Genomic DNA, 23406 nt, shown 5'->3' on the forward strand with positions numbered 1-23406 from the left:
TGCGATCTCTGTGGTTATTGTTCTGATTGCAAGTTGTTCGGCGGGTAGCTTATTTGAGTCTAGAGTGATCAATGGCGTCGGCCAGTGACAATCGGCGCCACTTTACTATCCTTGGGAAATCCGCCGTAGTATGCGGCTCATCATGTCATCCAAGAAAAAACGCCATGAGCGAACGAACGACTTCTGCAAGCTGGGCGATGGGGATTGTCAAAGCACTGGAAATGGACGGCCTGGATTGCCGGGTTTTGTTCAGACAGCTGGGGCTCGACTACGCGGCGCTGGAGGATCCGGACGCACGCTTCCCACAGGATTCCATGACCCGACTCTGGCAACGGGCGGTCGAGCTGTCCGGTAATCCCGCCATCGGCCTGAACATGGGCAAGGTGGTGCGGCCGGCTTCGTTCCATGTCGCGGGTTATGCGCTGATGTCCAGCAATACGCTGGCGGAAGGTTTTCAGCGACTGGTGCGTTATCAGCGAATCATCGCCGAAAGTGCCGACCTGAGCTTTCGCCTGCTCGACGAAGGTTATGCGCTGATCCTGACGGTGCATGGCGATCATCTGCCGCCGACCCGGCAAAGTGCCGAAGCTTCGCTGGCCTGCGCGCTCGCGCTGTGCGGCTGGCTGACCGGACGCACGCTGCACCCGCGCAAAGTGCTGGTGCAGGGCGACGAGCCGGATGATCTTGAACCCTATAAACAAGCCTTCCATGCACCGCTGGTGTTCAACGCGCCGTACGACGCTCTGATCTTCGAACGGGCCGACATGGAAGCGCCACTGCCCACCGCCAACGAGGCGATGGCGCTGCTGCACGACCGGTTTGCCGGGGAATATCTGGCGCGGTTTTCCGAAAGCCGCGTGACCCACAAGGCGCGTCAGGTGTTGTGCCGTTTGCTGCCGCAGGGCGAACCCAAGCGCGACACGGTGGCGCAGACCCTGCATCTGTCGCAGCGCACCTTGCAACGACGCTTGCAGGAGGAGGGCACCAGTTTTCAGCAGTTGCTGGATGACACCCGCCGCGAACTCGCCGAGCAATACCTGGCGCAGCCGAGCATGACCTTGCTGGAGATTGCCTACCTGTTGGGGTTTGCCGACCCGAGCAATTTCTTCCGCGCCTTCCGCCGCTGGTTCGACACCACGCCCGGCGATTACCGGGCGCGGTTGCTGGAAGCGCCGAACGCGATCAGTGACGCCAGAACGCCGGAATACACAGTACAAACACCGTAATGATCTCCAGTCGGCCGAGCAGCATGCCGAACGACAGAATCCACTTGGCCGCATCCGGCAGGCTGGCGAAGTTGCCGGCCGGGCCGATGGTCTCGCCCAGGCCGGGGCCGACGCCGGACACGGTGCTGGCGGCGCCGGTCAACGCCGTCATCCAGTCCACGCCCAGCAGCGACAGCAGCAGGGCGATCACGCAGATGGTGATGGCGAAGAAGAACGAGAACGTCAGAATCGAACGGACGATCTCTTCGTCGAGTCGATGACCGTTGTACTTCTGCTTGATCACCGCCCGTGGGTGAATCAACTGGTTAAGGTTAGCCTTGAGCAGAATGTAGGCGACCTGGAAACGGAAGATCTTGATCCCGCCCGCCGTCGAGCCGGAACAACCACCGACGAAGCCCAGATAGAAGAACAGCATCAGCGAGAAGTTGCCCCACAGGCTGTAGTCCCCCAACGCAAACCCCGTGGTAGTGACCACCGACGTCACGTTCAGCGCCACATGCCGCAGCGCGTCCAGCCAATGCAGGTTGGTGGTCCACCAGTACCAGGTGCCGAGCACCAGCCAGGTCACCAGCAACATTCCGAGCAAACCCTGCACCTGTTGATCCTTGATCAGCGCCCGGCGGTTGCCGCGCAGTGTCGCCACGTACAGGGTGAACGGCAGGCTGCCGAGGATCATCACCACCACCGCCACCCAATGCACCGCCGGTTGCGTCCACTTGGCCAGGGATTGGTCGGAGGTAGAGAACCCGCCGGTGGAAATCGCCGACATCGCGTGGTTGATCGCATCGAACGGGCTCATCCCGGCCCACCAGAACGCCAGGCTGCCGAGAATCGTGATGCCGACGTACGCCGCCACGATCAGCCGCGCCACCATGTGCGAGCGAGGCATGACCTTTTCCGAGCGGTCCGAGGATTCGGTCTGGAACAGCCGCATGCCACCGATGCGCAGCAGCGGCAGGATCGCCACCGCCATGCCGATGAAGCCGATACCACCGATCCAGTGCAGCAGCGAGCGCCACATCAGGATGCCGGGGGACATGTCGTCCAGATGGTTGAGCACGGTCGAGCCGGTGGCGGTGATGCCGGACATGCTTTCGAAGAACGAGTCGGTGTAACTGATGTGCTGAGTCAGCAGAAACGGCAGTGCAGCGAAAATGCACACTACCAGCCAGCTGCTGACGGTCAGCAGGTACATGTCGCGGGGGCGCAGGTGAATGTGTTCCGGACGACCGGGAATCACCAGCGCGAGGCCGGCGACGAAGGTGATCATGCTCGCCCAGAGGAACGACGGCAGATCGCCGGTGCGCTCGAAAATCACCAGGGTGGCCATGGGCACGACCATGGCGATGGCCAGGGTGATCAGGAAGATGCCGATGATGAAACCAATGATCCGTAAGGTCGGCAACGCCATGAAGTCCGCTCGGGCTGATGTGGGAAGGGCGCCATTCTACCTGCGGTGCAAGGCATGTAAACCGACGCGTCTGGATCACTTGCAGCTAGAATAGCCGGACATTTTTTTCAGGAGGTGGCCGATGCAGGCTCTCGACGCTTTGCTCAACCGTGTTTCCGTTCCACGACTGATCGATCCGGCCCCCACCGCCGAACAGCGCGAAGTGCTGTTTGCCGCCGCGACCCGCGCACCGGATCACGGCCATTTGCAGCCGTATCGCTTCCTGACCGTCGAAGGCGCGGCGCGTGAGCAGATGGGCGAGTTGCTGGCGCAAGCGGCACAAATGCAGGAAGGCGAAGTCACCGAAGCGATGATCGACAAGGCCCGCAACGGCCCGCTGCGGGCGCCGCTGGTGGTTGTGGTCATCGCCAAATTGCAGGATCACGTCAAATACCCGAAGGCCGAGCAACTGCTGGCGGCGGGCTGTGCGGCTCACGGCATTCTGCTGGCGGCATACGCGCAGGGGATTGGTGCGGTGTGGCGTACGGGTGATCTGGCGTACTCGAAACATGTCGCCAAGGGTTTGGGCCTGACGGATGACGAAGAGGTGATTGCCTTCCTGTACCTCGGCACGCCGCAGAAAGAACCGCGGGTGGCGGAGAAAGTAGATCTGACGGAGTTTGTCAGCGCGTGGCCGGGTAAAGCCTGACTCCATCAGGGCTGAACAACAGCCCCAGGCTCCAGCGGTAACTCAAGACTGGCCACAAACCCGCCCTGCGGGTGATTGGCCAGCACCAGCGTCCCGCCATGCCGCTCCGCTGCCCGCCGGGCTATCGCCAGTCCCAGGCCATGCCCGGCAGCGGTCTGCCCCGGCGCTCGATAAAACGGTTCGCCCAACTGGCTCAGATGCTCGGCCTGCACCCCCGGGCCATGGTCACGCACGCTGACCACGATCCGCTCACCCTGACGTGACGCCTGCATTTCAATTGCCTGTCCGACCGGGTTGAAGCGCTGGGCGTTGCGCAGCAGGTTGTCCACGGCGCGTTCGATCATGGTCGGCCAGCCTGTCAGATTGAGCGCAGGCTCGGCCTCCAGACGCACGGTCTGCTCTGGCGAACCGAGTTGCGCGTCCTTTTGCAGGGTGGTGAGCAAGGCATTCAGATCCACGTCTTCGGCGCTGGCGTTGTCGGCATCGACCCGCGCCAGTACCAGAATTTCACTGATCAACGCTTCCAGCCGATCGCACTCGCGGGTCAGGCGCGGCCAGAGTTTTTCCCGTTCTTCGGGGCTTGCCCGTTCGGCCAGTGCCAGCGCGATGCGCAGCCGGGCCAGTGGAGAACGCAATTCGTGAGACACGTCGCGCAGCAACTGACGCTGACTGCCGATCAGGCTTTGCAGACGGGCGCCCATGCGATTGAAGTCGTTGGCCAGCACACCGAATTCATCGCGACGGTTGGCCAGTTGCGCCAGGCTGTTCTGCTGATAGGTGGTCTGGCCGAGGTCATGCACCGCGCCGCGCAGGCGACTGAGCGGGCGGGTGATAGAGAACGTCACCAGCAGGCTGAACAGGGTCAGCACCACCAACGCAATGCCCAGCGCACTCAATGGCCAGAGCAGGCTTTCGCGGTGCCAGGCGTCGAGTTCCGGGTGCGGGATGCGGTAGATGAAGAGGTAGGTGTCGCCGCTTTTGTCGCTGGTGAATTCGTCGGTCAGACGGCGCCATGGCAGGCGACGGTCATCGTTGTTCTGCCGCGCCTCGAAGGCGGCCGCACGCCGGGGGAAGGTGCCGCGCACCACCGGGTCGCCGCTTTCGTTCAGCACTTGCACGTCGATGTGGTACTGGCGTTTGCGCTGTTCGAGGATGTCCTGTGCGGCGTCTTCGCCCTGGGCTTCGTAGGTCTGCGTCCATTCGGCGGCCAGGGTGTTGAGGCCCGGGTGGCGGCTGAGGATCCAGGCGTCCTGGTTGAGCATGTGCCCCAGCAGAATGGAAAGCCCTGCAACCAGAGCGATGGCCAGCCAGAAGCTGGCGAGGATACGCCAGAACAATGAACGCACAATGATTCCTCAGAACAAACGCAAAACCCTGTGGGAGCGAGCTTGCTCGCGATAGCGTAGTGTCAGACAGCTAAGTTTTGTCTGATACACCGCTATCGCGAGCAAGCTCGCTCCCACATTTGATCGGGTGAAAGCAGGTCCGACGGGGTAAGCCGTCGGGCCTGGGGTCAGAACATTATTGCGCCTTTTGCGGCTGTTGCGCTTTCCAGGCTTTGAACTCGGCCCATTCGGCGCGACGCTCGGCCTGTTTCTTCTGGATCTCGTCGAACTTCTTCTGTTGATCCGGTTTCAACACGGCGCGGACATCGGATTCGGCTTTCTTGTGGTTGGCCGCCATCTCGTCCTTCATGGCTTTCTGGTCGGCTGGCGAGAGTTTCTCCAGGTATTTTTCGACCGTCTGCTTACGCTCGTGCATCTGCTCGCCCATGATCTTGCGGATCTGCTCGCGCTGTTCGCGGGACAGGTCCAGCTGGCTGTACGGGCCTTTGCCGTGCATGCCGTGCATCTGACCGCCATGGCGCGGGCCGTCCAGCGGGCCACCCATCGGGCCGCCATCCTGTGGCATGGCCATGGCGACGGTCGGCAGGGCAGCGGCAAACATCAGAGCGATAAGAGTCTTGCGCATGGTGAATCTCCTTTGTCTCGTTCCCGGTACGTTCCGGATGAGTACAGATTACGGAGATCAAGGTCAGCGGCGGTCAGCGCTGTGTAAAGCTTGGGTAAACACGTTTTCGCGCCGACCTGACAAAACTGACAGACGATCAGAGGCTGTAGTAGTAGCCACGGCTGCGCAGGGCGACGATGCGCGGGCGGCCGTCGGGGTGCGGGCCGATCTTTTTGCGCAGGTTGCTGACGTGCATATCGAGGCTGCGGTCGTACAGGGTCAGCTTGCGGCCGAGGGCGATCTGCGCCAGTTCCTGTTTGTCCAGCGGCTCGCCCGGTTGCTTGAGCAGGGCTTCGAGCAGGCGGCTTTCGGAGACGGTGAGGGTGAATTCCTTTTCGTCGATGCTGACCACGCCGCGCACCGGGCTGAAGCTCAGGTCCCCCAGTTCGAGCTGGGTCGACACGGCGGCCGGATGGCTGCGGCGCAGCACGGCGCGCAGGCGGGCGGTCAGTTCGCGCGGATCGCAGGGCTTGGCCAAGTAATCGTCGGCGCCCAGTTCCAGGCCGAGGATCCGGTCCAGCGGTTCGCCCCGGGCCGAGAGCATCAACACCGGCAGGTCGGCGTGATCGCTGCGCAGTTGCTTGAGCAGTTCCAGACCGCTGCCGTCGGGCAGCATCACGTCCAGCACCACGGCCGCCGGCGCGGTTTCGGCCAGCGCCTTGCGGGCGCTCTGACCATCGTGGCAGGCCCGGACCTGGAAGCCTTCCTGGCTCAGCCAGCTACTCAGGAGCTCACACAGCTCCACGTCATCATCAATCAGTAACAGCTCGCTCATGACTCACTCAATTTAGCCATTGCCGACGTTTTCGGCTTGCTCCACTGGCAAAGATACCGCAGAGCAGCGCCAATAGCGCTACCCCGGCCCCGGTGACGAACCATTGCTGCTGTTCGGTCAGCAGGCGCGGCAGCGGGCTGGCCTGGGCTTCCTTGAGTTGCAGCTTCAGACGCTGGTTCTCCTGGCGCAACCGGGCGAGCTGGGCGCTTTCGCGGGTGTTGTCGGCACTTTGCAGTTGTTTGCTCAGTTCTTCCCGTTGCTGCTCGCTGGCCTTCAGGCGCTGCTGCAACTCGGTGATCTGACTGCCGGCGCTCAACGACAGCGGCGTGGAGCTGCCGCCTTCGGTGCTTTCTTCACCATGGGCGGGCGCCACGATCGACAACGTGACCAACATCAGACACAACGGACCCTTGCGCATCGCGACTCCTGTTTCCAAATGGATATTGGGCAGGTTGTCGGCCGGCAAACGAGAATAATGAGCGATTGAGAACGCGATGAACCGACAAGGTTCATCGCGTGGGAGTATCGGCGGGGGAGGTTACGGCAGGACTTGCTTGAACGGCTTGACGATCACGTTGGCGTAGACGCCGGCGGCGATGTACGGGTCAGCATCGGCCCAGGCCTGCGCCGCGCTCAGGGAGTCGAATTCGGCAACGATCAGGCTGCCGCTGAAGCCTGCTGCGCCTGGGTCATTGCTGTCGACCGCCGGGTGCGGGCCGGCCAGCACGATGCGGCCTTCGCCCTTGAGCACTTGCAGGCGTTCAAGGTGTGCCGGGCGCGCAGCGAGGCGGGCGTCCAGGGAGTTGGCGACGTCGGTGGCAATGATGGCGTAGAGCATGTCAGTCCTCGGTTTTTGGCGTTGTGGTATCGGCGTCGTGCAGGTGACGGGACAGGTAGATGCCTTGAGCGACCAGGAACAGCACGGTCAAGCCCAGGCTGCCGAACACCTTGAAGTCCACCCAGTAGTCCTGGAAGGTGAAGGCGACGAACAGGTTGGCGGCACCGCAGAACAGGAAGAAACCGATCCAGGCGATGTTCAGTCGGGTCCAGACAGCGTCCGGCAGCGTCAGCGCGTGACCCATGATGCGCTTGATCAGCAGACGATCACCGATGAAGTGGCTGCCGATGAAGGCCAGGGCGAACAGCCAGTTGACCACCGGGGCTTTCCATTTCAGGAAGGTTTCGCTGTGGAAGGCCAGGGTCAGGCTGCCGAACACGAGGCAGGCGACCAGCGTCAGCCACTGGCTCTTCTCCAGCTTGCGCTGCTTGATGAAGATCGCGCCGTACACCACCAGGGAGCTGATGATCAGCACGGCGGTTGCACTGTAAATGCCGCCTACCGTCAGTTCATGGCCGGCAACGTCGACGGTGCGTGGATCGAGTTTGTAGACGATGAAGAACAGCAGAAGCGGGATGAAATCGATGAATTGTTTCACAGTGAGAGCCAGAAGCTGGATGTGGCGGCATAATAACAAACATATGGGCGCGCGATAGCGCCAGCTGATTTGAGGTTACACATCCCCGTGAATGTTGATTTGCACTGCCACAGCACGGCCTCCGATGGCGCCCTGGCGCCTGCGGCACTGGTTGCGCGTGCGTTCGAGAACGGCGTGCGAGTCCTGGCCCTGACCGATCACGACACCCTCGAAGGCCTCGCCGAAGCACGCACGGCCGCCGAGGCGCTGGGCATGCAACTGGTCAACGGCGTCGAGTTGTCCTGCACCTGGGGTGGGGCGACCATTCATGTGCTCGGCTACGGTTTCGACGTCAACGCCGCACCGTTGGTCGAGGCGATTGCGCAGTTGCACGACGGCCGCTGGCTGCGGTCTGAGGAAATAAGCCGCAAGCTCGCCCTCAAGGGCATGCCGAATGCGCTCGACGGCGCGCGGCAGATCCAGCAGGAACTGGGCGACAGCGGCAACGCGCCGGCCCGTCCGCATTTCGCCGACTGGATGGTGCGTGAAGGTTTTGTAAAGGATCGCGCCGAGGCGTTTCGCAAATGGCTCGGCGCCGGCAAGCTGGGGGACGTCAAGCAGCACTGGCCGACCCTCGAGGACACCGTCGGCACGCTGCGCGCCGCCGGCGCCTGGGTCAGCCTGGCGCATCCGTGGCACTACGATTTCACCCGCAGCAAGCGCCGAAAGCTGATTGCCGACTATATTCAAGCGGGCGGGCACGCGATTGAAGTGGTCAACGGTCACCAGCCTGCGGAACAGGTGGGCAGCCTGGCAATCCTTGCCCGTGAGTTCGGTCTGCTGGTCAGCGCCGGCAGTGATTTCCATGGCCCTGGTGGCTGGTCCGAGATCGGCCAGTACCGGCCGGTGCCGGAGGACCTTCCACCCCTGTGGTGTCGGTTCAAACATGACACAGTTATTGCCGCCGTCTGAACAGGTAGAGAATGTGAGTCAATTTTTCCAGATTCATCCGGAAAACCCGCAAGCGCGCCTGATCAAACAGGCGGTCGAGATCATCCGCAAGGGCGGGGTGGTGGTCTATCCCACGGACTCTTCCTACGCAATCGGCTGCCAGATCGGCGACAAGAACGGCATCGAACGCGTTCGCCGCTTGCGTCAGCTCGACGAAAAGCACAACTTCGCGCTGATCTGCAGCGACCTGTCGCAGCTGGGCAATTACGCCAAGATCGACACCGGGACCTTTCGAATCCTGAAAGCCCACTTGCCAGGGCCGTACACCTTCATTCTCAACGCCACCCGCGAAGTGCCGCGCCTGCTGCTGCATCCGAAGAAACGCACCATCGGTCTTCGCGTGCCGAGCCATCCCATCGCATTGGCGCTGCTGGCCGAACTGGGCGAGCCGCTGATGAGCGTGACCCTGATCATGCCGGGCGAAGAAGACCCGCTGAGCGATCCGTATGAAATGCGCCAGTTGCTCGAGCATCAAGTCGACCTGATCATCGACGGCGGTTTTGGCGGCATCAAGGCCTCCACCGTGATCGACCTCACGGGCGACGATCCGGAAGTGATCCGCGTCGGTTGCGGCGATCCGGCTCCATTCATGGTCGAGGCCTGAATGTCCGCAGTGGAAACCGTTGATCCCCAGGCCGGTGCCCAGCAGGAACTGCCGTTTGCCATGGTCTATGGCCAGGCCGTCACGGAAATGCCGCTGGACTTGTACATCCCGCCGGATGCGCTGGAAGTCTTCCTCGAAGCCTTCGAAGGCCCGCTCGACCTGCTGCTGTATCTGATCCGCAAACAGAACATCAACATCCTCGACATCCCGGTGGCGGAAATTACCCGTCAGTACATGGGTTATGTCGAGCTGATGCAGTCGGTGCGCCTGGAGCTGGCCGCCGAATACCTGGTGATGGCCGCGATGCTGGCCGAGATCAAGTCGCGGATGCTGCTACCCCGGGCCGAAACCGTCGAGGACGAAGAAGACGACCCGCGCGCCGAATTGATCCGCCGCCTGCAGGAGTACGAACGGTTCAAGGCCGCCGCCGAAGGCATCGATGGCCTGAGCCGGGTGGGTCGTGACGTGATCGTGCCCAAGCTCGACGCCCCGGAAGCCCGCGCGCGCAAACTCTTGCCCGACGTGGCGCTGGAAGAAATCCTGATGTCCATGGCCGAAGTGCTGCGCCGGGGCGACATGTTCGAAAGCCATCAGGTCAGCCGCGAGGCGCTGTCCACCCGCGAGCGCATGAGCGATGTGCTGGAGCGGCTCAAGGGCGGCGGGTTTGTGCCGTTCGTCGAGCTGTTCACCGCCGAGGAGGGCAAGCTCGGGGTGGTGGTGACCTTCATGGCGATCCTTGAACTGGTCAAGGAATCCCTGATCGAGCTGGTGCAGAATGAGCCGTTCGCCGCGATCCACGTGCGAGCCCGAGCCGAATAACGAGTCCCGATATGAACCTGACTGAACCCCGCGAGCTGGCGTCCCTGCTTGAAGCCTTTCTGTTGGCCTCGGGAAAGCCGCAATCCCTCGAGCGCCTGTATGAACTGTTCGAAGAAGGTGAACGCCCGGAGCCGCCGGTCTTCAAGAAAGCCCTGACCCTGCTCGGCAAATCCTGCGAGGGCCGGGCGTTCGAGCTCAAGGAAGTCGCCTCCGGCTATCGCCTGCAAATCCGCGAGAAGTTTGCGCCGTGGGTCGGTCGACTGTGGGAAGAACGTCCGCAGCGCTATTCCCGGGCACTGCTGGAAACCATGGCGCTGATCGCCTATCGCCAGCCGATCACCCGGGGCGAGATCGAGGACGTGCGGGGCGTGGCGGTCAATACCAACATCGTCAAGACGCTCATGGAGCGCGAGTGGATCCGCATCGTCGGTTACCGCGACGTGCCGGGCAAACCGGCGATGTTCGCCACCACCAAGGCGTTTCTTGATCACTTCAACCTGAAGAACCTCGACGACCTGCCGCCGTTGGCCGAGTTGCGCGAGATCGAGGCGGATCCGGTGCTCGACTTTGACGACGCCCCGGTGCCGCCGGGCTTGCAGGAGCTGGCCGACGCCAGTGCCGAGCCGGAAGAACCGAAGGAAGAAACCAGTTTCCACACCTTGTTGCTGGAACTGGACAGCATGGAGGAGGGGATCAAGACCGACTTCGACGACTTGCTGCGTGATGGGCTGGACGGTGAATCGAAGCCGAGCGGGTTTGAATCCGATCCGGTCGAGCCGTCGGTTGAGGGTGAGCCAGAATCTGATTTTGAGCCTGAATTCGAGCCTGAATTTGAGTCCGAGTCAGAATTCGAGCCAGAGCCCGAGCAGGAAGACGATGTGCTCGGCGTGGCCGAAGCCCGGGAAAAGCTGCTGGCTGCCGTCGCCCGGCTTGAACAGCCCGCGCCAGAACCCGCCGCCGAGGAAGAACTGAGCGAAGAGGAAGCCGAAGCCCGCGCCCTGGCCGAAGCCATCGAAGCCGAACGCCGCGAGTTCGAGGATTGAGCATGAGCTCGACCAAGGATCCGTGCATCAGCGTCTGCAAGTTCAGCGACGACATCTGCCTCGGTTGCGGCCGCAGCAAGCGCGAGATCAGGGCGTGGAAGAAACTCGACAAGGACGACAAACGCACTGTGCTGGCCGAGGCCGCGCTGCGTCTGATCAAGCTCGGGGCCACCGGTCGGCGGAAAAAGAAATAACCTTGGCCTGATCGACTAGTCTCTGATGCGCGCGCGGCCACATCCGCGTATGATTCGCGACCCTTCGGCGATCCCTTCGCCCGAAAACCCAGATTTCAACGCTTCAGCGGCTCAATTCAGCGCCGCTGAACAGACCACACCGGGAGGTGCCCAGATGAGTGACATCAATCAGAAAGACGACCAGGAAATCGGCCCAGCAGGCGAAAAGCTGCAGAAAGTCCTCGCCCGTATCGGCGTCGGCTCGCGCCGTGACGTCGAATCCTGGATCGCTGCCGGCCGGATCAAGGTCAATGGCAAAGACGCCACTTTGGGCCTGCGTGTCGACATGCACGACGCCATCACCATCGATGGCAAGGTCATCAAGCGCGAAGAAGCCGCCGAGTCGGTTCGCCGCGTGATCATGTACAACAAGCCCGATGGCGAGATCTGCACCCGTGACGACCCGGAAGGCCGTCCGACCGTGTTCGACAAGCTGCCGCGTCCGAAAGAAGGCCGCTGGATCAACATCGGTCGTCTCGACATCAACACCACCGGTCTGCTGATGTTCACCACCGACGGTGAACTGGCCAACCGCCTGATGCACCCGTCCTACGAGATGGACCGTGAGTACGCGGTGCGTGTGCGTGGCGAAGTCGACGACGAAATGATCGAGCGCCTGAAGGCCGGCGTTGTGCTGGAAGACGGCCCGGCGCGTTTCACCGACATTCAACAGGCACCGGGCGGCGAAGGCTTCAACCACTGGTATCACTGCGTGGTGATGGAAGGCCGTAACCGTGAAGTACGTCGTCTGTGGGAATCTCAGGGCCTGGTGGTCAGCCGTCTGAAGCGCGTGCGTTTCGGTCCGGTGTTCCTCAACTCCGACCTGCCGATGGGCCGCTGGCGCGAAATGAGCCAGTACGAAGTCGACGTGCTGAGCGCCGAAGTCGGCCTGACCCCGGTGGCCATGCCGCAACTGAACGCCAAGAGCAAAGACAAGCTCGACCGCATGCAGCGCAAGTCGTCGCGTCCGATGGCCCGTACCGAGCGCGTGCGCACCCTGCGTCCGGCCAACGGTGCACCGATTGGCGCCGGTCCGCGTCCGGTCCGCGAGCCGCAGATCGAAGGCGAGCGTCCAGGTCGCAAGCCGGCAGCGCGTCCGGATGGCGAGCGCGGTCCACGCACGCCGCGTCCGGCCAATGGCCGTACCGAGCGGGGCGAAGGTCGCGGTACGCCGGTGGCGGATCGTCCAGTCGACACCAAACGTCCGTCCAAGCCATCGCCGAAGCGTCCAGGCATCAAGCTGGCTGATGATGACAAACCGTCGGGCAAGCGCCGTGGCGCACCGGCTGGTTCCGGCCAGCGTCCGGGTTTCGGCCGCAAGAAGCCGGAATAAGGCCTCTGTAAGCTTCGAGCGGCAAGCTTTAAGCTGAAAACAGAAACGCCAACCTCAGGGTTGGCGTTTTTTTTTGGACTTTTTATTTCTTTTTTTCAGGCGTGTTTTTCTTGTTTTAAAACAAAAAACTTAACGCCTTTCAAATAGTTAGCCAGCTAACGTCAATCACCGGAGGGCACTTCGATGGGTCTGGAGTGGAAACTTTACGTTACGCACTGTCAGTGAATATTTACGAAAAAGCCGTCGCAGTCCCGTGAATCGGGTGTCTCTGTCAGGCTGTAAGGAAAATCTGCCGGAGCCAGGCCCGCCGGGCCTTGCGCAGCGCTCTGGCGCGCTTGTTTCAGCGTCGGTTGGAAGGTGAGATGCGCTGCATGCCTGTCGTGCAGGTGCATAACAAGAAGGAGGCGCAATGAACGCCGTTATCCAATTTCACTTCTCCACGTGGGGCGGATTTTCCATCGTCCACGCCGATGGCCTGCAAAGGCCTGACTCAATTTTTGCAGCCGCCCGGGCCTCCCGGGGTGGACACATGCAATCCCGGCAACCGACACGCTGATCCGGCGAGGTCTGGCAGCAGGGGGTTAGCGGTGTACAATGCGCCGCGTTTTAACTGTGACCCTCTGCGTAATCGCGCAAACCTCAAGGTTTATCCGCCTTGTTCACTCCGCCGCGTCATAAGCGTGTCGGGTTCGATTTCGTCACAGATAAAAACAAACAGGTGACGCATGACCGTTGTAAAAAAGCTGAATTCCTGGTGCCTGCGCTGGGGTTTGATCAAGGTTGGCTGAAATCGCAACCTTGCAGCAACGTCTACTGAACATCATCAAACCTTGCGTGAGACCTTTTTCATGAGTGGACAAAACTCGCAATCAGGCGAGCTGAAACGCGGCCTGAAAAATCGCCATATTCAACTGATCGCCCTCGGTGGCGCGATCGGTACCGGATTGTTCCTCGGCTCGGCCGGGGTGCTGAAGTCCGCCGGCCCGTCGATGATCCTCGGCTATGCCATCTGCGGCTTCATCGCCTTCATGATCATGCGCCAGCTCGGCGAAATGATCGTCGAAGAGCCGGTGGCCGGCTCCTTCAGCCACTTTGCGCACAAATACTGGGGCGGATTCGCCGGCTTCCTGTCGGGCTGGAACTGCTGGATCCTGTACATCCTGGTGGGCATGTCGGAGCTGACCGCGGTCGGCAAATACATCCACTACTGGGCGCCGGAGATCCCGAGCTGGGTCACCGCTGCCGCGTTCTTCGTGCTGATCAATGCGATCAACCTGGCCAACGTCAAAGTCTTCGGTGAAGCCGAATTCTGGTTCGCGATCATCAAGGTCGTGGCGATCGTCGGCATGATCGCCCTCGGCAGCTACCTGCTGGTCAGCGGCCATGGCGGCGAGCAGGCGGCCGTTAGCAACCTGTGGTCCCACGGTGGCTTCTTCCCGAACGGCGTCAGTGGTCTGGTGATGGCCATGGCGATCATCATGTTCTCCTTCGGCGGTCTGGAAATGCTCGGCTTCACCGCAGCCGAAGCCGACAAGCCGAAAACCGTGATCCCGAAAGCGATCAACCAGGTGATCTACCGGATCCTGATTTTCTACATCGGCGCACTGGTGATCCTGCTGTCGCTGACCCCATGGGACAGCCTGCTGGAAACCCTCAACGCTTCGGGCGATTCCTACAGCGGCAGCCCGTTCGTGCAGGTGTTCTCGATGCTTGGCAGCAACACCGCTGCGCACATCCTCAACTTCGTGGTCCTGACCGCGGCATTGTCGGTGTACAACAGCGGCACCTACTGCAACAGCCGCATGCTGCTGGGCATGGCCGAGCAGGGCGATGCGCCGAAAGCGCTGGCGAAGATCGACAAGCGCGGCGTGCCGGTGCGTTCGATCCTGGCGTCGGCGGCCGTGACTCTGGTGGCGGTGCTGCTCAACTACCTGATCCCGCAACACGCGCTGGAACTGCTGATGTCGCTGGTGGTTGCAACGCTGGTGATCAACTGGGCGATGATCAGCTTCTCGCACTTCAAGTTCCGCCAGCACATGAACAAGACCAACCAGAAGCCGTTGTTCAAGGCGTTGTGGTACCCGTACGGCAACTACATCTGCCTGGCGTTCGTTCTGTTCATCCTCGGCGTGATGCTGCTGATCCCGGGCATCCAGATCTCGGTGTACGCGATCCCGGTGTGGGTGGTGTTCATGTGGGTCTGCTACGTGATCAAGAACAAGCGCAGCGATCAACGCGCGGTGCTTGGGGCCGCGGCCAAGTAGGCAACGGACGACAACAAAATAGCCGACTTCTGTCGGCTATTTTGTGCCCGGTCCTACGCGAAGTGACGATAGACTGCCGGCGCCAATTGAATCGCGAGGGAGTCGGGCATGGATCAGGTGCAAACGCACTACGAGGTCGAGGGAGACGCGCTGACGCGTGATGATGTGCAGGCGTTGATCGCGTCCCAGCGCTTGCCGCTGCGGTTTATCGGGGTGGATTTCACCGATGTCGATCTGTCGCGACTGACGCTGGATCGCGCCGAGTTCCAGCGCTGCATTCTGCTGCGCACGCAATTTCTCGGTGCCCGCCTCGAAGCGACTCAATGGAAGGGCTGCCGGGGTGCCCACGCGGTGTTCGAAGCGGCGCAGTTGCTGGAGGCCTTGTTCAGCAGTTGCGATTTGAACAACACACGCTGGCAGCGGGCGAAACTGGCGCAGGTCGCTTTCACGGGTTGCAAGCTGACCGGTGCCAACTTCAGTCACACTTCCAGTCTGGGTCTGTCGTTCAGTGAGACCCGGCTCAACAGTGCATTTCTGGCCGGCATGTCATTCGCCCGCACGACGTTGAACGGTCTGGATTTCTCCGATGCGGACTTGAGCGATGCAGACTTTCGCAAGGCGGAGTTCGTCGAGTGCAGCCTGGCTCACGCACGGATCAATGGCGCCAGGTTTACCGATGCCGATCTTCGCGGTGCCGATTTGAGCGGCTTTCGGCTCAACGATGCCAAACTGTTCAAAGGGGCGGTGATTTCCCGGGCCCAGGCGTCGATGCTGTTGTCCGAACTGGGGTTGTCTGTCGCTTAGCGACTTGAAGGTAGAGTTTCCATGCTGGTGATTTCCAACAACGTGCATCTGCCGGATGCCGAGATTGAACTGACGTACATCCGCGCCCAGGGCGCCGGAGGGCAGAACGTCAACAAGGTCTCCAGCGCCGTGCACCTGCGCTTCGACATTCCGGCCTCGTCCTTGCCCGAGTTCTACAAGGAGCGGCTGCTGGCGCTGCGCGACAGTCGCATCACCGGCGACGGCGTGTTGATCATCAAGGCTCAGCAGTACCGCACGCAGGAACAGAATCGCGCCGATGCGCTGGAGCGTCTGACCGAGCTGATCCTCAGCGCCACCAAGGTCGAGAAGAAGCGCCGGCCGACCAAGCCGACGCTGGGTTCAAAGAAGCGTCGGCTCGAATCGAAAACCAAGCGCGGCAGCATCAAGGCCGGGCGCGGCAAGGTGGATTTCTAGTCTTCGCGGTACTTCGCCGTGTGGCGGTAGAGGTAGACGCTCAATCCCAGGCCGCTCAGCGCGGCGAGGGCGGCGAACAGGAAGATCGAGGCAAAACCGAAGCCAGCAGCAATCGCACCCGCCAGCGGCCCGGTGATGCCCAGCGACAAGTCGATGAACAACGAATAGGCCCCGACCGCCGCGCCACGGCTGGAGGCGGGCACCAGGTTCACGGCTTCCACGCCCAGCGCCGGGAACACCAGCGAGAAACCGAAACCGCTCAATGCCGCACCGGCCAATGCCCAGTGCGCGTCCGGCGCGAGCCACAGCAATAGCAGGCCCAGCGTTTCCACCGACAGACAGGCAATCGCCACACGAAAGCCGCCGAGGCGGTTGATCAGGTTGCCGAACAGCAGTCGCGCGCCGATAAAGCTGGCGCCGAACAGGCTCAGGCACAGCACCGCGTTATCCCAGTGCTGCGTGGCGTAATACAGGGTGATGAAGGTGGCGATGGTGCCGAAACCGATCGAGCCCAATGCCAGTCCGCAGCCGTGCGGGAAGACGCGCCCCAGCACGTGCATGAACGGCAGACGCTCGCCGGCCACGATCGGTGCGGCGGTTTTCGGCCAGGCCAGCAGCAGTCCCAGCGTGGCCAGCAGCAGAATGCTTACGCCCATGCTCCACAGACCGAAACGGCTGACCAGCCACACCCCGAGCGGCGCACCGACCGCCAGCGCGCCATAACTGGCGATGCCGTTCCACGAGATGACTTTGGCGGTGTTGGCGGCGCCGACGCGGCCGATGCCCCAACCGATCGAGCCTGAGCCGACCAGGCTTTCAGCGCTGCCCAGCACCAGACGGCCGACGAACAGGCTGATCAGGCTGAGCAGCGGCAGATTGGGTGTCCACGCCGAAATCAGCATGAACACACCGCTCAAGCCACAACCGGCCAGACCAATCATCACCGCACGTTTGCTGCCCTGATTGTCGATGATTTTGCCGGCATACGGACGGCTGAGCAGGGTGGCCAGGTATTGCACGCTGATCACCAGCCCGGCGATGACCGCGCCGAAGCCCAGGTCGCTGTGAACGTAGCCGGGCAGCACCGCCAGCGGAATGCCGATGTTCAGGTAGCCGATGAAGGTGAACAGGACGATGGAAACGACTTGCAGCGTGACCGCCAGGGGACGCTGGGGTTCTGGCATTGAGGACGACATGAATTACGATCCACGGGAAGAGCAGAATAGATAGGCTGCTCATGATACCGATGCGGACGCGTCTGGGGCGGGGAAAAGTAAAACTATTTGGCCGGAGCGACCAATTGCGTGGTGACCAATGCAGCCAGCGCGTTTTCTTCGCTGCCGAAACGGGCGAGCAGGGCGGCCTGTTTCTCGGGCGAGAGACGGCTCCAGATCTCGATCATCTTTTCGGTGGCACCGATCAGGATCTCGGCCTGTTGTTCATCGAATTCTTTGGACATGGCGGCTCAGGTTTCAGGCAGTGTGGAAAGCGCATGTTAGCGCTTTCCACACGGTCTGTACGGCGGGTGTTGCCTACTCTTCGCTGTCGGCCGGACGGCTCTCGGCGGCTTCTTTCGGCTCGGGCTGTTGGGCACCGGCTTGTTGCGTGGTCGTCTGCTCAGTTTCGTGCAGGCTTGGGAAGGGGAGATTCGGAATCTCGTGCATGGTTGCGCTCCTCGCTAAGTCTGTTGATAGATCTGGTAGATCCGCGCTTTCAGAAAGCTTGCGAAGGATACAGCAGGAAAAGTGACAAACAGATTTTTAAATCCATTTGTTTCGACGGGCGGGATTGTCTAGACAAGTGCGACAGTGTGACGCAGCCCTGATCCGACACCATGTTCCGTGCCTAATCGTTCCCACGCTCCGCGTGGGAATGCCTCAATGGACGCTCTGCGTCCGCTTCGGCAGGGACGCAGAGCGTCCCGGGCTGCATTCCCACGCAGAGCGTGGGAACGATCATGGATGGGATTATTTGCAGACGGTAGCGATCGCTTCCGCCAGCAGGTCGAGGCGCGTCGCATCAATCCCGGCGACGTTGGCCCGGCCCGAGCTGACCATGTACACGCTGTGATGCTCGCGCAGGTTTTTCACCTGTTCCGGCGACAGGCCGGTGTAGGAGAACATCCCGCGTTGCACGCCGATGTGCGCAAAACGCTCGCGCAGGCCGTGCGGTTCCAGCGCGTCCACCAGACCGCTGCGCAACTGGGCGATGCGCAGACGCATCGCTTCCACTTCGTCGGCCCAGCGGCGTTTCAGCTCCGGGTCGGCGAGGATTGTGGCGACGACGGCCGCGCCGTGATCCGGCGGCGTCGACCACACGTTACGGGCGATGTGCGCCAGCTGACTGCGGATGTCGATGAGCTTGTCAGCGGTTTTCGCGCTGACGATCAACGCACCGGTGCGGTCGCGGTACAGGCCGAAGTTCTTCGAACAGGAGCTGGTGATCAGCAGTTCAGGCAACTCGGCCGCAAACAGCCGGGTCGACCACGCATCCTGCTCCAGACCGTCGCCAAAACCCTGGTAGGCAAAGTCGATCAGTGGCAGCAGATCACGGCTGCGCACCACATCCAGCACGCGATGCCAGTCGTCGTGGCTCAGGTCGAAACCGGTCGGGTTGTGGCAGCACGCGTGCAGCAGCACCACATCACCTTTCGGCACTTCGTTGAGCACGGCGAGCATCGCGTCGACATCGAGGCGGTTGTCGCTGCCGACATACGGGTAATGGCTGATCTTGACCCCGGCGGCCGCGAAAATCGTTTCGTGGATCGGCCAGGTCGGGTTGCTCAGCCAGACGCCTTTGCCCGGCAGGCATTGCGCGATGAAATCCGCCGCCAGACGCAGGGCGCCAGTGCCGCCCGGGGTCTGTGTGGCGCCGGCACGTTGCTCGGCGATCAGTGCCGAATCGGCACCGAGCACCAGCTCATTGATGACTTTGCCGAACAGCGGATTGCCGTGGCCACCGATGTAGGTCTTGGTGTCCTGGCTCTCGACCAGTCGCGCCTCGGCGATTTTCACCGCTTCGGGAATCGGTGTCAGGCCCTGGGCATCCTTGTAGACGCCCACGCCGAGGTCGAACTTGCGCGGGTTGGAGTCCTGCGCGTAGGCCTCCATCAGGCCGAGGATCGGGTCGCCGGGCACCCGGCCGATGGCGTCGAAGTGCATTACTTGCGTCCTTCTGCAGTCTTGGCCACTTCGTCAGTGCGCGCGGCCATGATGAAGTCGTTGCGGTGCAGGCCCTTGATCGAGTGGCTCCACCAGGTCACGGTGACTTTGCCCCACTCGGTCAGCAGGCCCGGGTGGTGACCTTCGGCCTCGGAGATCTCGCCGACGGCGTTGGTGAAGGCCAGCGCGTGCTTGAAGTTCTTGAACAGGAAGACTTTTTCCAGCTGCATGATGCTGTCGCGTACTTCGATGTTCCAGTCAGGGATCTGCTTGATCAGGATCGGCAGTTCTTCATCGCTGACTTGTGGGGCATCGGCACGGCAGGCTTCGCAATGGGCTTGGTTCAAAGTGGACATGGTGGACTTCCTGAAATCTGAAGGTGTTTTTTTATATTGGCGGTCAGTGTCGCCACGCTAAACCAAAGTGGCGACGACGGACAGACTCACTTGTAAGCAAAAGTCGCGGGTCACGCGGCTTTCGGTTTTGGCGGAAACTTCGGTGCGTGCAGACCCAGCTGCATGCCTTGCTTGACCATGGCCATGATGTCTTCGTGGGCGAGGTCGAACAGGCGCTTGAGGTTCGGCAGGACAAAATACAGCGGTTGCAGGATGTCGATGCGGTATGGCGTGCGCATGGCTTCCAGCGGATCGAAGGCCTGATGCTCGGGCTCGTCCGACAGCGAATAAACGGTTTCTTTTGGCGAGGACAGGATGCCGCCGCCGTAGATGCGTTTGCCTTGCGGGGTGTCGACCAGGCCGAACTCGATGGTCATCCAGTACAGGCGCGCCAGATAAACGCGTTCTTCCTTGGTCGCTTGCAGGCCGAGTTTGCCGTAGGTGTGGGTGAATTCGGCGAACCACGGGTTGGTCAGCAACGGGCAGTGGCCAAAGATCTCGTGGAAAATGTCCGGCTCTTGCAGGTAGTCCAGTTCTTCACGGGTGCGAATGAACGTGGCCACCGGAAACTGCTTGCTGGCGAGCAATTCGAAAAAGGTCTGGAAGGGGATCAGCGCCGGAACGCGGGCAACCTGCCAACCGGTGGTCTCGCCGAGCACCTTGTTGATCTCGCCCAGTTGCGGAATGCGGTCGTGGGGCAGACCGAGTTTTTCGATACCGTCCAGGTATTCCTGGCACGCACGACCCTCGATCACTTTCATCTGGCGGGTGATCAGCGTGTTCCACACCGCGTGTTCTTCGGCGGGGTAGTCGATAAAACCTTGCGCATCGGGCTCGCGGGCCACGTATTGCGTCTGCTTCATACTGCTCTCCTGCGAGGGGAATTTCGTTCTTGTTATGTCCTGCGATGGACTGAGAAATACCCCGGAACGTTCGTTGTTGCAGCAGGTTGAAGGCTGCTCAAGTAGGAAAAGTCTCTTTAATTCGTAAAATTTTCGTTACGCTTCGTGCGATAAGTCGTGTTTGCGGTGACTGTCGGGTTTGAAAAGGCCGATGGCTGTCACATAATCTTGACGACTATCTTGCGCGCTGCGCAGAAAATTCCGGCGTCAGACCGCCTCTTCACCTGTTTCGGGCCTTTATATGCGTATCAAAGTCCACTGCCAGAACCGCATCGGCATCCTGCGCGACATTCTCAATCTGCTGGTGGAGTACGGGATCAACGTCGCCCGTGGCGAGGTGGGCGGTGAGCATGGCAACGCGATCTACCTGCATTGCCCGAACCTGATCAACATTCAGTTCCAGGCGCTGCGACCCAAGTTCGAGGCCATCGCCGGGGTGTTCGGCGTCAAGCGAGTAGGGCTGATGCCCAGCGAGCGGCGGCACATGGAGTTGAATGCGCTGCTCGGCGCGCTGGAGTTCCCGGTGCTGTCGATCGACATGGGCGGTTCCATTGTGGCGGCCAACCGTGCGGCGGCGCAGTTGCTCGGGGTGCGGGTAGACGAGGTGCCGGGGATTCCGTTGTCGCGTTACGCCGAGGATTTCGACTTGCCGGAACTGGTGCGCGCCAACAAATCGCGAATCAACGGCATGCGGGTCAAGGTCAAGGGCGACATCTTTCTGGCCGACATCGCGCCGCTGCAATCGGAACACGACGACAGCGAGGCCATGGCCGGTGCCGTGCTGACATTGCACCGGGCGGACCGGGTCGGCGAGCGCATCTATAACGTGCGCAAACAAGAGTTGCGTGGCTTCGACAGCATCTTCCAGAGCTCGAAAGTAATGGCGGCGGTGGTGCGCGAAGCACGGCGCATGGCTCCGCTGGATGCGCCGTTGTTGATTGAAGGTGAAACCGGCACCGGCAAGGAATTGCTGGCGCGGGCCTGCCACCTGGCGAGCCCACGCGGTCAGTCGCCGTTGATGGCGCTCAACTGCGCGGGGCTGCCGGAGTCGATGGCCGAGACCGAACTGTTCGGCTACGGCCCCGGTGCCTTTGAAGGCGCACGGGCCGAGGGCAAGCTCGGGCTGCTGGAACTGACGGCGGGCGGCACTCTGTTCCTCGATGGCGTTGGCGAAATGAGCCCGCGCTTGCAGGTGAAATTGCTGCGTTTCCTGCAGGACGGTTGCTTCCGGCGGGTGGGCAGTGATGAAGAGGTTTACCTGGATGTGCGGGTGATCTGCGCAACCCAGGTCGACCTGTCGGAATTGTGCGCACGAGGCGAGTTTCGCCAGGATCTGTATCACCGCTTGAACGTGCTGTCGCTGCACATCCCGCCACTGCGCGAATGCCTCGACGGTTTGACGCCGCTGGTGGAGCACTTCCTCGATCAGGCCAGCCGGCAGATCGGCTGCCCGTTGCCGAAACTGGCGCCGGCGGCGATGGACCGGCTCAGTCACTACCATTGGCCGGGCAACGTACGGCAACTCGAGAACGTGCTGTTCCAGGCGGTTTCGCTGTGCGACGGCGGCACGGTCAAGGCCGAGCACATTCGCCTGCCGGATTACGGCGTGCGTCAGCCGCTTGGCGATTTCTCCCTCGAAGGCGGGCTGGACGAGATTGTCGGGCGCTTCGAGAAGGCGGTGCTGGAACGCTTGTATTCCGAGCATCCGAGTAGCCGGCAACTGGGCAGGCGGCTCGGGGTTTCGCACACCACGATTGCCAACAAGCTGCGTGAGTACGAAGTCGGCAAGAGTGAGTCTTAACCGGTAATTACATCGCTTCTGATGGCCTCATCGCGAGCAAGCTCGCTCCCACAGTTGAAATTCGATCTCTTGTGGGAGCGAGCTTGCTCGCGAAAGCGGTAGTCCGGGCAACCTCCGCGTCGGTGTTTGCCGCCAAGCGGCATGACACCGCCGGTTTTTCGACTTCGATACATTTCCCTCATCCTCGCAAAATCCCTCAAGTCCTTTGTTTACCGGGCCTTCGGCCGCCAGAAAAAAGTTGGTCTGCAAATTGCTTATGGCTCAGCAGTACAGCGGTGGGCGGCAAACGTCCGGCATGCAGAGGAAAGAGTGTGGACAAGTACCTTTATGTGGCAATGACCGGCGCCAGCCAGAACGCACTGGCGCAAAAGGCTCATGCCAACAACCTGGCGAACATCTCCACCAACGGTTTTCAGCGCGACCTGGAGCAGGCGCGTTCGATGCCGGTGTTCGGTGACAGCTTTCCGGCGCGTGCGTTTGCCATGAGCGAACGGCCCGCCACCGACTTCACGCCGGGCTCGCTGGTGCAGACCGGTCGTGATCTCGACGTCGCCGTGTCCGGCAACGGCTGGATCGCCGTGCAGAACCCTAATGGCGGTGAAAGCTACGTGCGCACCGGCAGCCTCAATATCGATGCCCTCGGCGTATTGCGTGCCGGCAACGGCATGCCGGTCATGGGCAACGGTGGGCCGATTGCCGTGCCGCCGGAGCAGCAGGTGGAAGTCGGTGAAGACGGCACCATCAGTATCCGTGCGATGGGCGAGGGCCCGCGCGTCATGGCTGAAGTCGACCGGATCAAGCTGGTCAACCCGGACATCAAGAACATGAACAAGGGCTTGGACGGTTCGATTTACACCAAGGACGGCCAGCCTGCGCCGGCCGATGCCAACGTCAAACTGGTGTCGGGTTTCCTGGAGTCGAGCAACGTCAATGCCGTGGAAGAGATGACGTCGGTGCTGGCCCTGGCCAAGCAATTCGAATTGCACGTCAAGATGATGAACACCGCCAAAGACGACGACCAGGCCATGGCTCGGGTCTTGCAGATCAGCTAATTATCAGAACGTCGCGCCGTAAAA

General features: G+C 61.5%; 26 protein-coding genes. 13 read left to right on the plus strand and 13 right to left on the minus strand.

All coding sequences use genetic code 11. The annotated features are described in order from the left end of the window. Positions 1-164 precede the first annotated feature (164 nt). On the plus strand, positions 165-1226 hold the full coding sequence (locus AC1Q9F_RS22990) for an AraC family transcriptional regulator (protein WP_202949245.1): 1062 nt from the start codon (positions 165-167) through the stop codon (positions 1224-1226). Here AC1Q9F_RS22990 and AC1Q9F_RS22995 read toward each other — a convergent pair. Further along, positions 1183-2637 carry a TrkH family potassium uptake protein gene (locus AC1Q9F_RS22995; protein WP_085699555.1) on the minus strand — a complete coding sequence of 485 codons (1455 nt, stop codon included), beginning with the start codon at positions 2635-2637 and terminating at the stop codon, positions 1183-1185. The two genes, AC1Q9F_RS22990 and AC1Q9F_RS22995, sit on opposite strands and share 44 nt — an antisense overlap. Positions 2638-2758: 121 nt before the next feature. Between AC1Q9F_RS22995 and AC1Q9F_RS23000 the strand changes: the two genes are divergently transcribed. Further along, a complete protein-coding gene (locus AC1Q9F_RS23000; protein ID WP_492621041.1) occupies positions 2759-3325 on the plus strand; it encodes a nitroreductase family protein in 567 nt (188 codons plus the stop codon). Between the two features lie 5 nt (positions 3326-3330). Here the strand turns inward: AC1Q9F_RS23000 and AC1Q9F_RS23005 are convergent, their stop codons facing one another. The 6 genes from AC1Q9F_RS23005 to AC1Q9F_RS23030 form a co-directional block, all read right to left on the minus strand. Then, positions 3331-4671, minus strand: coding sequence for a sensor histidine kinase (locus tag AC1Q9F_RS23005; protein WP_492621040.1), 1341 nt, complete (start codon positions 4669-4671; stop codon positions 3331-3333). A gap of 175 nt (positions 4672-4846) precedes the next feature. After that, positions 4847-5296 carry a Spy/CpxP family protein refolding chaperone gene (locus AC1Q9F_RS23010; RefSeq protein WP_007958371.1) on the minus strand — a complete coding sequence of 150 codons (450 nt, stop codon included), beginning with the start codon at positions 5294-5296 and terminating at the stop codon, positions 4847-4849. Positions 5297-5432: 136 nt separating this feature from the next. Continuing rightward, complete coding sequence (locus tag AC1Q9F_RS23015) at positions 5433-6110, minus strand: response regulator transcription factor (protein ID WP_192563957.1); 678 nt, start codon at positions 6108-6110, stop codon at positions 5433-5435. A 7-nt stretch (positions 6111-6117) separates the two neighbouring features. Beyond that, entirely contained in the window at positions 6118-6528 is a 411-nt protein-coding gene (locus AC1Q9F_RS23020) for an SH3 domain-containing protein (protein WP_007958369.1), read from the minus strand. 120 nt (positions 6529-6648) lie between these two features. Further along, positions 6649-6948 (minus strand): YciI family protein, encoded by a 300-nt coding sequence (locus tag AC1Q9F_RS23025; RefSeq protein ID WP_064378589.1) that lies wholly within the window; start codon positions 6946-6948, stop codon positions 6649-6651. Between the two features lies 1 nt (position 6949). Further along, on the minus strand, positions 6950-7546 hold the full coding sequence (locus tag AC1Q9F_RS23030; RefSeq protein WP_179692295.1) for a septation protein A: 597 nt from the start codon (positions 7544-7546) through the stop codon (positions 6950-6952). 87 nt (positions 7547-7633) lie between these two features. On the opposite strand from AC1Q9F_RS23030, the gene AC1Q9F_RS23035 reads away from it, so the two are divergent. The 9 genes from AC1Q9F_RS23035 (at position 7634) to arfB (ending at position 16071) form a co-directional block, all read left to right on the plus strand. After that, the gene (locus tag AC1Q9F_RS23035) at positions 7634-8497 is read left to right on the plus strand and encodes a PHP domain-containing protein (RefSeq protein WP_085747145.1); all 864 of its coding nucleotides are present in this window, start codon (positions 7634-7636) and stop codon (positions 8495-8497) included. A gap of 13 nt (positions 8498-8510) precedes the next feature. Next, positions 8511-9140, plus strand: a complete 630-nt coding sequence (locus tag AC1Q9F_RS23040; RefSeq protein WP_045121866.1) for an L-threonylcarbamoyladenylate synthase — start codon at positions 8511-8513, stop codon at positions 9138-9140. Next, positions 9141-9959 carry a segregation and condensation protein A gene (locus AC1Q9F_RS23045; protein ID WP_007958362.1) on the plus strand — a complete coding sequence of 273 codons (819 nt, stop codon included), beginning with the start codon at positions 9141-9143 and terminating at the stop codon, positions 9957-9959. Positions 9960-9970: 11 nt separating this feature from the next. Next, a complete protein-coding gene (scpB, locus tag AC1Q9F_RS23050) occupies positions 9971-11002 on the plus strand; it encodes an SMC-Scp complex subunit ScpB (protein WP_492621039.1) in 1032 nt (343 codons plus the stop codon). Between the two features lie 2 nt (positions 11003-11004). Then, positions 11005-11196, plus strand: a complete 192-nt coding sequence (locus AC1Q9F_RS23055) for a DUF1289 domain-containing protein (RefSeq protein ID WP_007958358.1) — start codon at positions 11005-11007, stop codon at positions 11194-11196. A gap of 154 nt (positions 11197-11350) precedes the next feature. Continuing rightward, a complete protein-coding gene (gene rluB / locus AC1Q9F_RS23060; RefSeq protein WP_007958356.1) occupies positions 11351-12568 on the plus strand; it encodes a 23S rRNA pseudouridine(2605) synthase RluB in 1218 nt (405 codons plus the stop codon). 848 nt (positions 12569-13416) lie between these two features. After that, on the plus strand, positions 13417-14832 hold the full coding sequence (locus AC1Q9F_RS23065) for an amino acid permease (RefSeq protein WP_129973378.1): 1416 nt from the start codon (positions 13417-13419) through the stop codon (positions 14830-14832). A gap of 108 nt (positions 14833-14940) precedes the next feature. Next, positions 14941-15636, plus strand: coding sequence for a pentapeptide repeat-containing protein (locus AC1Q9F_RS23070; RefSeq protein WP_207985389.1), 696 nt, complete (start codon positions 14941-14943; stop codon positions 15634-15636). A 21-nt stretch (positions 15637-15657) separates the two neighbouring features. Next, positions 15658-16071, plus strand: coding sequence for an alternative ribosome rescue aminoacyl-tRNA hydrolase ArfB (gene arfB / locus AC1Q9F_RS23075; RefSeq protein WP_011333010.1), 414 nt, complete (start codon positions 15658-15660; stop codon positions 16069-16071). Here the strand turns inward: arfB and AC1Q9F_RS23080 are convergent. The 6 genes from AC1Q9F_RS23080 to phhA all read right to left on the minus strand — a co-directional run bounded on the left by AC1Q9F_RS23080 (position 16068) and on the right by phhA (position 20490). After that, on the minus strand, positions 16068-17255 hold the full coding sequence (locus AC1Q9F_RS23080; protein ID WP_207986181.1) for an MFS transporter: 1188 nt from the start codon (positions 17253-17255) through the stop codon (positions 16068-16070). The two genes, arfB and AC1Q9F_RS23080, sit on opposite strands and share 4 nt — an antisense overlap. Positions 17256-17350: 95 nt before the next feature. Further along, a complete protein-coding gene (locus AC1Q9F_RS23085; RefSeq protein ID WP_007958348.1) occupies positions 17351-17530 on the minus strand; it encodes a hypothetical protein in 180 nt (59 codons plus the stop codon). 73 nt (positions 17531-17603) lie between these two features. After that, positions 17604-17735 (minus strand): hypothetical protein, encoded by a 132-nt coding sequence (locus AC1Q9F_RS23090; protein WP_007958347.1) that lies wholly within the window; start codon positions 17733-17735, stop codon positions 17604-17606. Between the two features lie 303 nt (positions 17736-18038). Next, positions 18039-19232, minus strand: a complete 1194-nt coding sequence (locus tag AC1Q9F_RS23095) for an amino acid aminotransferase (RefSeq protein WP_492621038.1) — start codon at positions 19230-19232, stop codon at positions 18039-18041. Continuing rightward, positions 19232-19588, minus strand: coding sequence for a 4a-hydroxytetrahydrobiopterin dehydratase (locus AC1Q9F_RS23100; RefSeq protein WP_003222798.1), 357 nt, complete (start codon positions 19586-19588; stop codon positions 19232-19234). Before AC1Q9F_RS23100 ends, AC1Q9F_RS23095 begins: the two co-directional genes overlap by 1 nt. Before the next feature lie 110 nt (positions 19589-19698). Then, entirely contained in the window at positions 19699-20490 is a 792-nt protein-coding gene (gene phhA / locus AC1Q9F_RS23105) for a phenylalanine 4-monooxygenase (RefSeq protein WP_039765515.1), read from the minus strand. A 280-nt stretch (positions 20491-20770) separates the two neighbouring features. Between phhA and AC1Q9F_RS23110 the strand changes: the two genes are divergently transcribed. Continuing rightward, entirely contained in the window at positions 20771-22330 is a 1560-nt protein-coding gene (locus AC1Q9F_RS23110) for a sigma-54-dependent transcriptional regulator (RefSeq protein ID WP_492621037.1), read from the plus strand. Between the two features lie 311 nt (positions 22331-22641). Beyond that, a complete protein-coding gene (locus tag AC1Q9F_RS23115) occupies positions 22642-23382 on the plus strand; it encodes a flagellar basal body rod protein FlgF (RefSeq protein ID WP_007958343.1) in 741 nt (246 codons plus the stop codon). The last annotated feature ends 24 nt before the right edge of the window (positions 23383-23406 follow it).

The organism is Pseudomonas sp. GW823-FHT04A03, from assembly GCF_058796615.1.